At 72.3% G+C, this 14,892-nt stretch carries 12 protein-coding genes and 1 pseudogene; 5 read left to right on the top strand and 8 right to left on the bottom strand.

Features of this window, described 5'->3' with window-relative positions:
• The first annotated feature begins 60 nt into the window (after positions 1-60).
• Positions 61-405 (top strand): hypothetical protein, encoded by a 345-nt coding sequence (locus GA0070612_RS07505; protein ID WP_157742441.1) that lies wholly within the window; start codon positions 61-63, stop codon positions 403-405.
• On the opposite strand, the pseudogene GA0070612_RS07500 reads toward GA0070612_RS07505, so the two are convergent.
• The 7 genes and pseudogenes from GA0070612_RS07500 to GA0070612_RS07470 form a co-directional block, all read right to left on the bottom strand.
• Positions 389-1,850, bottom strand: a pseudogene (locus GA0070612_RS07500) (serine/threonine-protein kinase). The gene GA0070612_RS07505 and the pseudogene GA0070612_RS07500 sit on opposite strands and share 17 nt — an antisense overlap.
• Before the next feature lie 69 nt (positions 1,851-1,919).
• On the bottom strand, positions 1,920-2,411 hold the full coding sequence (locus GA0070612_RS07495; protein WP_088987251.1) for a hypothetical protein: 492 nt from the start codon (positions 2,409-2,411) through the stop codon (positions 1,920-1,922).
• 188 nt (positions 2,412-2,599) lie between these two features.
• Complete coding sequence (locus tag GA0070612_RS07490) at positions 2,600-6,223, bottom strand: adenylate/guanylate cyclase domain-containing protein (RefSeq protein ID WP_088987250.1); 3,624 nt, start codon at positions 6,221-6,223, stop codon at positions 2,600-2,602.
• Entirely contained in the window at positions 6,220-7,056 is an 837-nt protein-coding gene (locus GA0070612_RS07485; protein WP_088987249.1) for an MBL fold metallo-hydrolase, read from the bottom strand. The genes GA0070612_RS07490 and GA0070612_RS07485 overlap by 4 nt, the downstream gene beginning before the upstream one ends.
• A 114-nt stretch (positions 7,057-7,170) precedes the next feature.
• Positions 7,171-7,632 carry a RidA family protein gene (locus GA0070612_RS07480; protein WP_088950573.1) on the bottom strand — a complete coding sequence of 154 codons (462 nt, stop codon included), beginning with the start codon at positions 7,630-7,632 and terminating at the stop codon, positions 7,171-7,173.
• The gene (locus GA0070612_RS31795; protein ID WP_007466198.1) at positions 7,629-7,784 is read right to left on the bottom strand and encodes a DUF4177 domain-containing protein; all 156 of its coding nucleotides are present in this window, start codon (positions 7,782-7,784) and stop codon (positions 7,629-7,631) included. Before GA0070612_RS31795 ends, GA0070612_RS07480 begins: the two co-directional genes overlap by 4 nt.
• 44 nt (positions 7,785-7,828) lie before the next feature.
• Positions 7,829-8,314, bottom strand: coding sequence for a hypothetical protein (locus GA0070612_RS07470; protein WP_088987248.1), 486 nt, complete (start codon positions 8,312-8,314; stop codon positions 7,829-7,831).
• A 446-nt stretch (positions 8,315-8,760) separates the two neighbouring features.
• Between GA0070612_RS07470 and GA0070612_RS32430 the strand changes: the two genes are divergently transcribed.
• The 3 genes from GA0070612_RS32430 to GA0070612_RS07455 are packed head-to-tail and all read left to right on the top strand — an operon-like array spanning position 8,761 to position 11,636.
• Positions 8,761-9,426: an Rv0361 family membrane protein gene (locus tag GA0070612_RS32430; protein WP_408630558.1), complete on the top strand. Its 666-nt coding sequence runs from the start codon at positions 8,761-8,763 to the stop codon at positions 9,424-9,426.
• A 26-nt stretch (positions 9,427-9,452) separates the two neighbouring features.
• Positions 9,453-10,430, top strand: coding sequence for an ArsA-related P-loop ATPase (locus GA0070612_RS07460; protein ID WP_088987247.1), 978 nt, complete (start codon positions 9,453-9,455; stop codon positions 10,428-10,430).
• Between the two features lie 54 nt (positions 10,431-10,484).
• Positions 10,485-11,636: an ArsA family ATPase gene (locus GA0070612_RS07455; protein ID WP_197699328.1), complete on the top strand. Its 1,152-nt coding sequence runs from the start codon at positions 10,485-10,487 to the stop codon at positions 11,634-11,636.
• A 6-nt stretch (positions 11,637-11,642) separates the two neighbouring features.
• On the opposite strand, the gene GA0070612_RS07450 is transcribed toward GA0070612_RS07455, so the two are convergent.
• Positions 11,643-11,963 (bottom strand): WhiB family transcriptional regulator, encoded by a 321-nt coding sequence (locus GA0070612_RS07450; protein ID WP_088987245.1) that lies wholly within the window; start codon positions 11,961-11,963, stop codon positions 11,643-11,645.
• 407 nt (positions 11,964-12,370) lie between these two features.
• Between GA0070612_RS07450 and GA0070612_RS07445 the strand changes: the two genes are divergently transcribed.
• On the top strand, positions 12,371-14,800 hold the full coding sequence (locus GA0070612_RS07445) for a penicillin-binding protein (RefSeq protein ID WP_088991337.1): 2,430 nt from the start codon (positions 12,371-12,373) through the stop codon (positions 14,798-14,800).
• Positions 14,801-14,892 lie beyond the last annotated feature (92 nt).

The following is a 14,892-nucleotide window of genomic DNA, read 5'->3' as shown; positions in this document are numbered from 1 at the left end:
GATCGGCGCGCCGGTCGGCTCTGCGGTTGACAGCCGGGCTCGTCACGACATGCTGGACGGGTGAGCCGATTGCCCAGACCCGATGCGCGGACGGTGGCGGTGCTCGCGGCGCTGGGAGCCCTCGCGCCGCTGGCCATGCTGGTCATCTGGCGTCGACAGGATCTTCTCGGCGTCGCCCTGGCACTTCTCTGCGTCCTGCTGACCATGGTCGCCGGAGTCGCCGTCTCGGCCGCCCGGCAGGGCGACGCGCCGGAACCGGTGGACCGCTCGGCGGCCGTCGGGCCGCCCGAGCTGATGCCCTACGGGATCGACGCCGACACCCTCGACGCCCTCGACAGTCGGGACGCGTTGCGTGCGGTGCGTGACCGGCGACGTGGAACGAACGGGCTCAGCGGCGGCCGGTGAGGGTGGGGGCGGCGAGCGCGTCCACGCCCCGCCCGGCGAGACACCGGTACGCCCGGTCGATGCTGCCGTCGACCGGCGGTAGCACCTCCAGGTGCCAGCCGCTCGGCTCGGCGATCCCGGTCGTCAACCGGAACGTCGTGGCGCTGCACACCTGTCGCACCGGGGCGGCGGCGATCACGTCGTCGTAGGCGGCACCGACCAGCGACACCGGCAGGATGCCCTCGGCGTACGTCTCCCAGGTGTGCCGACCGGCGCAGGGCAGCCGAGCCGCCTCCGCGCGGTCGCCCCGGATCCGCACCGGGCCGAAGCACTCCAGCTCCGGCAGGCAGCGGGCGCCATCGGGCAGGGCGGTCGGCGCACCGGAGCCGGTGGCGCAACCGGGCAGCGGGCCGGTCGCCGGCGCGGCGACCTCGGTGACCGACGGGTTCGGGGTGGGCACCGCCCCCCGGTCGGCGACCCAGGCCCCGGCGGTGGCGGAGGCGGCGAGAGCGACCACACCCGCGCCGCCGAGGAACCAGCGCCGCCAGCGCCGACCGCTGGGCACCGCCTGCTGGGTGTCCTCGATGGCCGGGCGCGGCACGGGCCGGCTGACCGGGTAGGCGCCGGAGAGGGTGCCGCCACCGCTGACCGGGGCACCGCTGACGGGTGCCGACGGCTGCCCGAGGGGCAGGTTGGCGAGGAGGTCGTGCAACTCCAGGGCGGAGGGACGCTCGGCGGGATCGTTGGCCATGCCGAGGCGCAGGACGTCGATCAGCTCGTCCGGCACCCCGGGCAACGAGGGCAGCGGCTGGTTGAACATCTCCAGCACGGTGACCAGGCTGGGATTGCGTTCGGACTGCCAGCGGGGTGGTCGGCCGTGCATCACCGCGTAGAGGGTGGCGCAGAGCGCGTACACGTCGACGGCCGGTGACGGCGGGCTGTGGCTGAACATCTCCGGTGGCGCGTACGCCGGGGTGAGCACCTCCAGCGTGACCGAGGCGTCGCGGTGCTCGGCGAGCCACGGCCAGCCCGAAGTCCGCGAGCACCGCCGAGTTGAAGTGTGAGTGGAGGATGTTGGCCGGCTTGACGTCGCGGTGCAGCACCCCGGCGGCGTGTGAGTGGGCCAGCGCGTCGGCGATCTTCATGCCGAGGTCACGAGCCTCGACCGGGCCCAGCGGCGAGGTGCGCATCCGCTCGGCGTACGAGCCGTCGCAGAGTTCCATGATCAGGTAGGGGTGCTGGTCGACGGTGACCCCGACGTCGAAGAGGTCGACCACGTGCGGGTGTGACGACATCCGGCCGGCCGCCCGCGCCTCGCGCAGGAAGCGGGCCTGATCCCGCTCGCTGTCCAGCGTCCGGTTCTCCACCTTGACGGCGACCTCGCGACCCACCGAGATCTGGGTGGCCTGGTAGACCGTCGCGTATCCACCCCGGGCAAAAACCCGCAAATCAGTCAGGCCGGGCACGATCGGAACCGGCAAGCCGCCGCTCGGGGTGTCCGTCACCGCTCGAAAATACCCAACCCGACCGATGGCTCAGCGCACCGCGTCCGCCGAAGCGGCTCCGGCGGGACCGGCACCCTCCTCGGCGGCCGCAGTCGCCGTGGCACCGTCGGCCGTGACGACGTCGCCCCGGCGAGCGTCCAGGCGCAGGCCGACGGCGGTGGCCACGGCTCCCAGCCCCTCCCAGGCCGCCACCCCGAAGAACCGGTCGGGGGCGATGTCGGCCAGCACGGCGATGGTGAAGACGGTGAACGTGACCAACCGGAAGACCACTGTGAACCGGTAGAACGCCCGCCACTCGGTGACAGTGGCCAGCAGGTAGTAGACACCCATGTTGAACGCCGCCATCGACGACGCCAGCAGGAACGTGCCGGTGTGGTCACCGACGGCACGCGTCTCCGGCACCTCGAACCCGAGCATGCGCAACTGCGCCTCCGGCCAGAGCAGCCCGACCGCGCCCATCACCAGCGCCAACACGCCGAAGACCGCGATGGTCCAGCCCGCGATGGAACGCGGCAGCTTCATGAAGGGCCTCCCCAGGCACGGCGACGGTCACCACTGTGGACCAGCACACGGTGGTGACACGCTAGCCGCTACCCCCGACCACCACATCCCCAAAACCGGCAGAAACCCAACCCCGACCCTTCAGGTTGATCAAGAGGTTTCGGTCACCGCACGACCGTTTCCTGACGCAAACCTCTTGATCACCGCAGTCAGGTGCTCAGGCGGGCGTGCAGGGCGTCGGCGGCGGCGCGTTCGCTGCGCTGCTCGGTCGCGTACGCCAGGCGGACCGCCTCGTCCGCGTAGGACAGCGCCTCCGTCGGCTGGCCGCAGGCAGCCAGCGCCTCGGCCAGCACACTGGCCGCGATCACCTGACTGCGCACGTCCTCGGCCGGTGCGGTGACCGCCCGCCGGGCCCAGTCCAACGCCTGCTCCCGCTGACCGTGGGCGAGCAGCGCCGACGCGTACTGAGCCATCGTCTGACGACGGGAGAACAGCAGCGAGGGCGCGTTCGCGGCGGCCGTCGCCACCGGGGCGAGCAGCCCGACCGCGGTCGCCGAGTCGCCGACGGCCAGACGCGCCGTCGCCAGCAGCACCCGAGGCGCCACCTGCGCCGGGGCCTGCGGGTTGTGCGGCTCCACCGTGGTCAGCACCGAACGGGCCATCTGCTCGGCGGTCTCGCAGTCGCCCAGGTCCAACGCCACGAAACCGCGCAGCGTGCCGGCCATCCCGGTCAGCAGCGGGTGCGAGGTGCGCTCGGCGTACGCCAGGGCGTCGCTGAGCAGGTCCGCCGCGTGCTCCGACTCGCCCAGCCCTCGTGCCACCACCGCGCGGACCACCAGCGCGAACCCGCGCCCCCAGTCGTCGGAGGCGGCCGCGAACTCCCGGTACGCCCGCCGGGCCTCCCGGTCCGCCTCGGCCAGGTCACCCAGCTCGGCGGTGGCGAAAGCGGCCACCGCGCGCAGCGTGCCCACCGCCCACGCCTCGCCGACCCGCTCCCCGAACGGCAGGAACACCTGCGCCATCCGACACGCCTCGCGCAGCCGCCCGGCGAGCAGTCGGGCGAACGCCGTGGTGCCGCGCAGCCAGGCCTGCCCGTACGGGTCCTTCAGCTCGGCGAAGAGCCGGGCGGCGCGGCCGAGCACCGCGTCGGTGCCGGCGAAGTCACCCCGGGTGGTGGTGACCCAGGCCAGGTTCTGCAGCGACCACGCCTGCCCACGCCGGTCCTGTGCGCCGAGGCTGACCTGGTACGCGGCAGCCAACCGGCTGCTCGCCTGGCTCAGCCGGCCGGCCACGAAGTCGGCCATCCCGATCCGGCGCATCGCGGTGGCGCGGTGCACGGGCAGGCCGCCCGCCGTGGCCACCTGCAACGCCTCCTGCCAGGCGGTCATCGCCCGGCCCTGATCGCCGAGGGTCTCCTGGGCCTGCCCAGCGAGCAGCAGGGCACCGACCCGGGTGGCCTCGTCGCCCGCGTTCGCGGCGATCTTCTCGGCGTACGCCAACGCGTCGGCGACCCGGCCGACCTGGAGCAGGGCCCGGGCGTGCACCACCCGATCGGCCGCCGGCACCCCGTCACGGGCGAGTTCGGTGGCGCGCTCGGCGTACTCGACGGCCAGCACCGGCTCACCGGCGGACAGCGACCGGCGGGCGGCCCGGCCGAGCGCGGCGACGCCCAGCGGTACCACAGCGCGGGCCGGCGCGTCCGGGCGCAGCTTCACCGCGTCGGCGAGCGTCGCGGCTCGTTCGACGTGCGTCGCCACGAAGTCGTCCCGGGCCTCGTCGGTGAACCCGCCCGGCGCGGCGGGGGCGGACTCTTCCGCCGGCGCCGCCCAGCGGGCCAGTGCGGCGTGCCGTTCGGCCAGCTCGGCCTTGCTCACCCCGGCGTACGCGGCCTCCCGCATCAGCGGGGTCGCGAACGAGTATCCGGTCCGGGACCGGTGCAGCATCCGCCGTTGCAGCAGCTCCTCGACGGCCCGGTCGAGTTCCACGGCGACCACGGCCGACGGCCGGCCGTCGCGGCCGGCGCGCTGCTCACGCATCGCCTCCAACGCCCCGTTCGGCACCGTGTCACCGATCACCGCGGCGTCCCGCAGCACCGAACGGGCGTCCGGCGGCAGGGCGTCGATCCGGGCGGCGAGGACGGCGGCGAGGTCCCGGGAGAGCAGTCGGCTGCCCAGCGAGCCGGGCACCAACCGCCACCCGGCCGCCGGGCTCTGCTCGCGGTCGCCGGGCCGTTCCCCCGGTGCGCGGACCCCCCGCGCGGACTCGGTGGTGAGCGCTCCCCGCTCGATCAGCAGGGTGACCAGCTCGGCCAGGTAGAACGGGTTGCCCTGCGCGGTGGCGAGCAGCCGGTCCGTGTCGGCCTGCGGCAATCTGCCGCCACCGAGATAGCTGGTGAGCAGCCGCGCCGCGTCGGCGCCGCGCAGTGGTGGCAGGGAGTGCACCTCGGCGTCCGCGACCCGGGTCAACGCCCCGGCGGTACGCACCAGCTCCGGTCGGCCGAGCAGCAGCACCAGCACCGGGCCGGTGAGCCGGGACAGGGTCATGCCGAGCGCGCTGATCGTCTCGGCGGTGGCGTCGTGCAGGTCGTCCACGACGACCACCAGCGGCGCCTCCGAGGCGAGGCCGCTGAGCAGGTCGGCGACCGCGTTCGGCACCGTCTCGGAGTCCGCCGCCGGGACGCCCGACCCACCCCACTCACCGGTGTCGGTGCCGGCGTGCGCGGGGAGTTCGCCGTAGCCGAGCAGGGCGAGCAGTTGCTCGGCGGCGATCGGCGCGGTCTCACCACCGGAGCGGGCGAGCCGCTGCCCGAGCCGCCGCAGCCTCTCCTCGACGGCCGGTCGGGTCAGCGCGGTGGCCGCGTCGCTGGGCAGGCCGACGGCGGCACGGACCAGGTCGGCCAGGGGCGCGAGCCGGCGTCGTTCACCGAACGCGGCGCACCGCACCGAGAGCACCCGGGCTCCCGTGTGCGCCGCGTAGCGGCCGGCGCCCACGTCGTACCCGGCGGCGAGGCGCTCGACCTCGGCGGCGAACCGGGACTTGCCGATGCCCGCCTCGGCGGTCATCAGCAGCACCCGCGGGTCCCCCTGGTCGATCACCTCGGCGAGTCGACCGGCGACCCGGCCGATCTCCGTCTCCCGTCCGACGTACGGCGCCTCGTCGCCGAGACCCGAGCGGGTGCCCGGCGCGTCCAGGAGGCCCAGCAGCTCGTACGCCTCGACCGGCTCCCGCTTGCCCTTGAGCCGCAGCGGGCGCAGTGCCCGCCAGGAGGCGACGTGCCGGGTGGCGGCGGCGGTGCGCCCGCCGGCGTACACCGCGCCGACGGCGGCGGCGTCGGCCAGCCGGGCGGCGGTGTTCACCGTGTCGCCGATGACCGTGTATTCGATGGCTGCCTGGATGCCCGCGATGACGTCGCCGGTGTTCAGGCCGACCCGCAGGCCCAGCGGCGCTCCGCCGCCCCGCTCGTCGTCGAGCACCCGGCGGACGGCCCGCTGCATGGACAGGGCGGCGCGGACGGCACGTTCGGCGTCGTCCTCGTGCGCCACGGGAGCGCCGAAGACCGCCATGATCCCGTCACCGGTCAGCTTGTCGACGTGCCCGCCGAACGTCTTCACCGCACCGGCGAGTGCGGCGAGCACCCGGTCGGTGACCGCGCCGACGCGTTCCGGGTCGAGGTCCTCCGACCATGAGGTGAACTCGGAGAGGTCACCGAAGAGCACGGTGACCACCCGGCGCTCGGCCGCCGGCAACGTGGCGGCGGCCGGCAGGGCGGCACCGCAGTTGTGGCAGAACCGCGCACCGGGAACGGCGACGGTTCCACACACGGGGCAGGTCACATGTGCTCCAACCCACTGACCCCGGGTGCGGATTCCCCAGAGTCGACACCCAGATATTCGAGCTGGGCGCGGACCGACCACTCGGCCGCCCACCAGAGCGAGCGGTCCACGTCCGCGTAGACCGCGGCCACCACGTCGGCGGGCGTGCGGGCGCCGGCGGCGACCGCGGCCCGGACCTGGTCGAGCCGGGCCCGGCGGTGCGCGAGGTAGAAGTCGGCGGCGGCACCGCAGTCGGCCAGCGCCGGGCCGTGCCCGGGCAGGGCCCGGATTCCCCGGTACGCGGACAGCAGCTCCAGGCTGGCCAGGTAGTCGCCCAGGTGCCCGTCGGGGTGGGCGACGACCGTGGTGCCCCGGCCGAGGATGGTGTCGCCGGTGAGCACCGCCTGCTCGTCGCCGTGCTCGACCAGGAAGCACACCGAGTCGGCGGTGTGCCCTGGCGTGCTCAGCAGACGGATCTCCAGGCCGAAGCCGCCGAGGTGTTCACCGGGTTCGGTGAGCGGCTCACCGCCGACGGTGTGCGCCGGGTCGACGGCGAGGACGTGCACACCGCCGAGCAGGTCGCTCAGTCGCGCGGCGCCCTCGGTGTGGTCGGGGTGGCCGTGGGTGATCAGGATCAGACCGACAGGCCCGTGCGCGGCGATGCGGCTCAGGTGCCCCTCGTCGGCCGGTCCCGGATCGACCACCACGGCCCGGTCGGCCGACGGGGCGCGCAGCACCCAGGTGTTGGTGCCGTCGAGGGTCATCGGCCCGGGGTTCGGTGCGCGCAGCAGTGTCACCCAGGTCGGCAGCTCGCCGGCGAGGGCCGCCGCCGGCGCCGTCACGTGCCCGCTCATGGCTGCGATCGTACGACCCTGCTCGCCACACCCCACGATCTTGTTCAGCGAACCGGAAGGAAGGGCCGCAATAGGAGCCCTTCCTTCCGACTGATCGCTGGTGACGCCGACGCGTCAGGCGACCTCGACGATCAACTCGATCTCCACCGGGGCGTCGAGGGGCAGCTCGGCGACACCGACGGCGCTACGGGCGTGGCGACCGGCCTCGCCGAAGACGGTGCCGAAGAGGTCGGAGGCACCGTTGATCACCGCGGGCTGACCGGTGAACCCGGGCGCGGAGGCCACGAAACCGGTCACCTTGACCACCTTGACCACGTTCTCCAGGCCGACCAGCGAGTCGACGGCGGCCAGCGCGTTGAGCGCGCAGCGCTGGGCCAGATCCTTGGCCTGCTCGGCGGAGATCCCCGCGCCGACCTTGCCGGTCGCGAGCAGTTTGCCCTCGGCGATCGGCAACTGGCCGGAGACGTACACGTGCTGGCCGGACTGCACGGCCGGCACGTAGCTGGCCACCGGCGGCACGACCTCGGGCAGTTCGAACCCCAGCTCGGCGAGCTTCGCGTGCGGACCGTTGCTCACGCCTTGGGCCGCTTCAGGTAGGCGACCAGCTGGTCCGGGTTGGGCCCGGGGACCACTGCGACGAGCTCCCACCCGTCCTCGCCCCAGTTGTCGAGGATCTGCTTGGTCGCGTGGACCAGCAGCGGGACCGTGGAGTATTCCCACTTCTGCATCGCTGAAGGGCTCCCTCTCGGTGCGGAATTGTTCGAGGGACAGCCTACGGTCCGCCGGCCGGGCGGGACGCGGGACGCTGCTCCGGCGTGGCCGGCAACTCCCCACAGAGCCCTTCGTGCTCGTACCCCTGGGGGCAGCGGGACCGGTCGGGCAGCAGCAGGTCGCAGAAGACACGGTGCCGGTTGTTCTGGTCGTCGGCGTTGGACACGGTGGTCTCGCCGGCGTCCAGCTCGGGCAGGAAGCCCAGGGACACCGCGACCCGACCGGCGAGCGCCGTCGCCGCCGCCAGGCTCGGCACCCGGATCGGCAGGTGGATGACGTAGCCCGCCTCGTCGTCGTCGCGGGCCCGCTCGGCGGGGCGGCTCGGCGTCCGGGCCGCCTCCGCCTGCTCCGGCATCCGACGGTACGACCGTTCGTTGACCGGCTGGCCACCGACGGGCCCCCCGCCGGCCTCGACCACGGACGCGGGCCGTCGGGGCCGGTCGTTGGTCGGAAACTGGGTGCGGGGGATGTTGTCCGCGTCGCGCATGCACTGCCTCCGGTCGTACCTCTCGGATCATGCTTCCGGCCCGGACGTGTTCATCCGTTCCGCCCCCCGCACCGGGACGAAGGTAGGTCGGTGCCCCCAGTCCCGCCAATAGGACGCGCACAACCAGCCACCAACAGTCACATATGCGACAGATCGCCAGCGCGAGGGCGTCGACGTCGACCCGGGCCCGGGTGCCCGCCCGGCCGACCGACGCCCGCGCGGCACGGCAGGGCGACGCCGATCCGCTCATCGACCGCTACCCTTCCGGTCGGACGGTCGCGCAGCGCCCGGCCGCCCGCTCGATCACGCTCGGCGCCCTGGGTGGCGGCGAGCGTCGCACCCCCGAGGGAACGACGATGACCCAACCGCCCAGCGGCGACCAGGCCGGCCCAACCGCCCACCCTTCGGCCCACCCGGAGTCCGCCGGCCAGTCGGGCCCTCCGGCCATCCCCGGCCAGCCAGCCCTCGCCGCGCCGTCCGGGCGACTCGCCCTCCCCGCGTCCCCCGCCCAGCCCGCACTCCCCGGGCCACCCGGTCAGGTCAGCGGTCCCGGCCAACCGGAGGGGCCGGGCGGCCCCCCGGCGGCTGCCGCCCCGACACCGCCGGGCGCCGCGGAGATCCCCCCACCTCCGCCGGCGTACGCGCCCTACCAGGGCGCGGCCGAGCCGAAGAAGAAGCGTGGACTGCTGATCGCGGTGATCGCCCTGGCGGTGATCATGGTGCTCTGCGTGGGCGGCGGCGCGGTGGCGTTCCTGACCCTGCGCAACGCCGAGACCGGTGAGGGCGCCAAGGAGCCGACGGTCGCCGTCGACGAGTTCCTCACCGCGGTCTACAAGGACCGCGACGTCGACAAGGCGGCCGGTCGGGTCTGCGCCGCCTCCCGCGACGACGAGAAGATCGCCGCGAAGATCGCCGAGGTGGAGAAGTACGCCTCCACGCACCAGAACCCACGCTTCCGATGGACCACCCCGAAGGTGGACAACCAGACCGGCGACCGCGCCACCGTCTCCACCCGGGTCACCATGACCACCTCCGACGAGAAGGTGGCTGACCAGGACCTGCGCTTCACTGTGGTGCAGAAGACGGGTTGGTGGGTCTGCGAGGTCGCGTGACCGCCGGGCCTGGATAGGCTCGACTGGTGTCTGCAGCTGAGTGGCCGACCGAGCCGGCCGGTACCGGATGGTCCGCCCGCCTCCACGTGGTGACCGGCAAGGGCGGCACCGGCAAGACCAGCATCGCGGCGGCGCTCGCTCTCGCGCTCGCCGCCGGCGGTCGGCGCACCCTGCTGGTCGAGGTCGAGGGACGGCAGGGCATCGCCCAGTTGTTCGGTATCGACCCGCTGCCGTACGAGGAGCGGCACCTCGCCGACGCGCCGGACGGCGGTGAGGTACGCGCTCTCGCGGTGGACGCCGAGGAGGCGCTGCTCGAGTACCTCGACATGTTCTACAAGCTGGGGGCCGCCGGCCGGGCCCTCCGCAAGCTCGGTGCCATCGACTTCGCCACCACCATCGCGCCGGGCCTGCGGGACGTACTCCTCACCGGCAAGGTCAAGGAGGCGACCACCCGCACCTCCGGGCAGCGTCGCGCGTACGACGCGGTGGTGTTGGACGCTCCGCCGACCGGGCGGATCGGCCGTTTCCTCAACGTGACGGCGGAGACCGCCCGGCTGGCGAAGGTCGGCCCGATCAAGACCCAGAGCGAGGGGGTCTCGGCGCTGCTGCGCTCCCCGATGACAGCGGTGCACGTGGTCACGCTGCTGGAGGAGATGCCAGTCCAGGAGACGGTGGACGCCATCGCGGACCTGACCTCGCTCGGCTTCGGCATCGGGCAGGTGATCGTCAACGGCGCTCGGCCCCGGCTGCCGGCCGGCCCGGCGGTCACCGCCGCGGAGCTGCGGCGCGGGCTGGTCGCCGCCGGGCTGCCGGCCGATCGGGACACCGTGGCCGGTCTGCACGGCGAGGCCCGGGACCAGCTCATCCGGCGTGAACTGGAGGATTCGCTCCGCGCCGACCTGGTGGAGTTGGGGCTGCCGATGCGCGAGCTGCCGCTGCTGCCCGACGGGGTCGACCGGGCGGGCCTGACGGCGCTGGCCCGGGCCCTCGTCAGCGCCGATTGACTCACACCTGAGCTCAGCACGGGCGCGTCGACCCACGCGGACCGATACGCTCGATTGGTGCCTTCCGAAGACGCGGCGCCGCAGCTGGACGTCGACCAGATCCTCGCCGACCCAGGCGTGCGGATCGTCGTGTGCTGCGGTGCCGGCGGGGTGGGAAAGACGACCACCGCCGCGGCACTGGCCCTGCGAGCCGCCGAGCAGCACGGCCGACGCACCGTGGTGCTCACCATCGACCCGGCGCGCCGGCTGGCCCAGTCGCTGGGGCTGACCGAGCTGGACAACACCCCTCGCCAGGTCAAGGGCATCGACGTCGAGGGCAGCGGCGGCGAGCTGCACGCCATGATGCTGGACATGAAGCGCACCTTCGACGACGTGGTGCTCCAGCACACCGATCCGACGAAGGCCGCGGAGATCTTCGCCAACCCGTTCTACCAGGCAATGAGCTCGACCTTCGCCGGCACGCAGGAGTACATGGCGATGGAGAAGCTGGGCCAGCTGCACGCCCGCGGCGAGTGGGACCTCATCGTGGTGGACACGCCACCGTCCCGCTCGGCACTGGACTTCCTGGACGCGCCGGCCCGGCTCTCCCGCTTCCTCGACGGCCGGATGCTGCGCCTGTTGCTGGCCCCGGCGCGAAGTGGCGGACGGAGCATGTTCAGCCTGGTCACGGCGTCGTTCGGGATGTTCTCGAAGGTGGTGCAGAAGGTCCTCGGCGCACAACTGCTCACCGACCTGTCCGGCTTCGTGGCCGCCCTCGATTCGATGTTCGGCGGTTTCCGGCAGCGTTCGGAGCAGACGTACCGCATCCTCCAGGCCCGGGAGACGGCCTTCCTGCTGGTCGCGGCACCGGAGCCGGACGCGGTCCGGGAGGCCGCCTACTTCGCGGGCCGCCTGCGCGACGAGCGGATGCCGCTCGCCGGCCTGGTCCTCAACCGGGTGCACCGACCGGCGGTGCCGGAGCTGGACGCCGAACAGAGCCGGGTCGCCGCCGAGCGGCTGACCGAGCTGGGTGGGCACGAGGCCACCGTCGACGTGTTGCGGGCCCACGCGGCACTGGCCCGTCAGGCGGTACGCGAGCAGCAGGTCGCGGCGCGCTTCACCGAGGCGTTCCCGGAGGTGCCTGCGGTGTCGGTGACGGCTCAGCCCGCCGACGTACACGACGTCGACGGGCTGCGGACGATCGGCGCGGCGATCAGCCGGCCGTGACCGGCGTCAGTTCGTAGCGGTGACCAGGATCTTGTCCTTGCCGCTCTTGTCCTTGCTGTTCTTCTTCATCGCGGCCTCGAACATCTTGCGCCAGCTCGTCACCTGCGGGTGACGGCGCAGCAGCGCCCGCCGTTCGCGTTCGGTCATGCCACCCCACACACCGAACTCGATCCGGTTGTCCAGCGCGTCGGCCAGGCACTCGTACCGAACTGGGCAGCTCCGGCAGATCCGCTTCGCCACGTTCTGTTCGGCGCCCTGTACGAACAACGCGTCCGGGTCCCCGTTCTGACATGCCGCCAGTGACGGCCAGTCAGTGATCATGCCCATGTGTACTCGTCCCCCCTTGCAGTACCTACCGACCTCGTCGATGCACGTCAGCCGGCAATTCCCCCCGATCGCCCGGCCTGCCTTCCCCAAGGCGGCGCGGACGACATGTGGCCTTGTCGCCGCCCCCATCATGCTCTGTAGTCGACCGATTACGCAACGTTGTCGGCGAAATCCATCATTCCGGACACTCCCGGCTTCCCGGGCCTTCGACCGCCGGTTACCCCGCCGAGGTCGGCGATAACGCTGCGCCTCCTCCCTGAATCGGAGGAGACTCACGCCAGGTCACGCGCAACCAAGCACCGGGGGTCGTGCGTTTAGCACAACGAGGGCAGCGCGCGCAGGAAATGGGGAAAGAACGCCCCAGCGCCCCTCGTTCCCTACTCGCGTACCCTGTCGAGGTGACCTGGATGCGGAAACGTGACCACAATGTGCTGACCAACGCCGCATCGCTACTCGTGTGTGGCCTGTTGGCCGGCGTGGTGGTCGCTGCGGCGGCCTTCCCCGCAGTGGCGATGTCCGGCTTGGCCGCCAAGGCCGGCGCCGAGACATTCGGCGCCCTGCCCACGGAGCTGACGGTGGCCCGCGCGCCCCAGATCAGCTACCTGTTGGCCTCGGACGGCAAGACACCACTCGCGACCATGTACGACGAGAACCGTCGCGACGTGAAGTTCGACGACATCTCGCCGTACATGCGGAATGCGATCATCGCGGCCGAGGATCACGACTTCTACAAGCACAACGGCGTCGACATCAACGGTGTCGCCCGCGCGTTCGTCAACAACCAGAGCGAAGGCTCCGGCCGGCAGGGCGCGTCGACGCTGACCATGCAGTACGTCCGGCTGGCCATCGCCTACTCGGCCACCCACCCGGCGGACGTGGTCGCGGCGACCGAGGACACCAGCGCCCGCAAGCTCCGCGAGATGCGACTGGCCCTCCAGGTCGACAAGGAATTCTCCAAGGACGAGATCCTCACCCGCTACCTCAACCTCGCCTCGTTCGGCAACGGCGCGTACGGCATCTTCGCCGCCAGCCAGGTCTACTTCGGCAAGCCGCCGAGCAAGCTCAAGATCGAGGAAGCGGCGCTGCTGGCCGGCATGGTCAAGGCACCGACGACGAACGACCCGACCACCAAGGCCGGCTACCCGCTCGCTCTGGACCGTCGCGACTACGTCATCGACAACATGGTCGAGATCAAGGCCATCACCCAGCAGGAGGCCGACGCGGCCAAGGCCGTCAAGCTCGAGGTGAAGGACAAGCGCACCCCGAACGGCTGCGTCTCCGCCAACGTCAACAGCTGGGGCTTCTTCTGCGACTACTTCTACCGCTGGTGGATGCAGCAGGAGACGTTCGGCTCCACCACGTACGACCGCGAGCGGCGCCTGAAGAGCGGCGGCTACACCGTCGTCACCTCGATCGACGTCCAGGCGCAGAGGGCCGCGGACAAGGCGGTCCGCAAGGCCAAGAGCGAGAACAGCAAGGAAGCCGCCATGGTCGCGGTGGTCGAGCCCGGCACCGGCCGGGTCCGGGCGCTCGCGGTGAACAGGCAGTTCAAGCTGGACGACCCGAAGAACCCGAAGAACAAGATCTCCAGCGACCCGGCGAAGAGCAAGAAGAAGATCCGGGGCAACTACCCGGCCACGGTGAACCCGCTGCTCACCGGCGGCGACGGCATCACCGGCTACCAGGCCGGGTCGACGTTCAAGATGTTCACCATCGTCGCGGCGCTGGAGAAGGGCATCCCGCTCAGCTACAACATCAACGCGCCGAAGCAGTTCAAGTCGGAGTACATCATCCGGCCTGGCCCGGCGGCCTGCGCGGGGACCAGCTTCTACTGCCCCACCAACTCCGTCGAGAGCATGGCCGGCCCGCACAACATGTGGAGCGCGTTCGGCCGCTCGGTCAACACCTACTTCGTGCCGCTGCAGCAGCAGGTCGGTGCGGAGAACGTGGTCAAGGCCGCGAAGCGGCTGGGCATCAACTTCCGGTCCCAGGAGGACCTGGACCTGGAGAAGGGTGCGCACCAGTGGGGTGCGTTCACCCTGGGCGTCTCGCAGACCACCCCGCTCGACCTGGCCAACGCGTACGCCACCCTGGCCGCGGACGGCAAGTACTGCGAGCCGATCCCGGTGCAGGAGATCCGCGACCCGGAGGGCAACAAGCTCGACATCGCCAACCCGCGGTGCGAGAAGCGGTTCAGCACCGACGTGGCCCGCGCCGCCGTGGACGCCGCCCGCTGCCCGGTCGGTGACAAGTCGTCGTCCTCGAAGTGCGCGGGTGCCACCGCCCCCAACGTCCGCGACGACGTCGGTTACCCGGTGGCCGGCAAGTCCGGCACCACCGACTCGGAGAAGACCGCCGCCCTGGTCGCGATGACCAAGCAGTACTCGGTGGCCGGCATCATGGCCGACCCGGACTGGCCGCAGACGAACGTCAAGATGAAGCACGCGGAGAAGGACGGCATCAACCCGCCGGTGTGGGAGACGCTGCGGGACGCCATGAAGGGCAAGCCGAAGATCAACTTTGAGCCGCCGGGTCAGAAGATCTCCGAGGGTGACCAGCGCAGCATCCCCGACGTGAAGTGCGTCTCGGTGGACCAGGCGAAGTCCCGACTCAAGGGCGCCGGCTTCGAACCGGTCGTCTCCAGCACGAAGGTCCCCTCCTCGTGCAAGGCCGGCGACGCCGCCGGCACCAGCCCGGACGGTCGCACGATCAAGGGTGGCCTGGTCACCATCCAGGTCAGCAGCGGCGGCGGCGCACCGGGCAACACCGACGGCACGCCGGGCAATCCGCCCGGCAACCAGCCCGGTGGTCGACCCGGCGGTCGTCCCGGCGGCTGAGCCGACGAGTAGACACGAACGGGCGGGCACCCACCTCGGGTGCCCGCCCGTTCCGTCTGCCCGGCCCAGGTACGCGCCGGCGATTGGTCCGC

The sequence above is a fragment of the Micromonospora chokoriensis genome (genome assembly GCF_900091505.1).
GTDB classification, from domain to species: Bacteria; Actinomycetota; Actinomycetes; order Mycobacteriales; family Micromonosporaceae; genus Micromonospora; species Micromonospora chokoriensis.
Note: the sequence above shows the minus strand (reverse complement) of the source record. Positions and strands in the feature narration are given on the sequence as shown.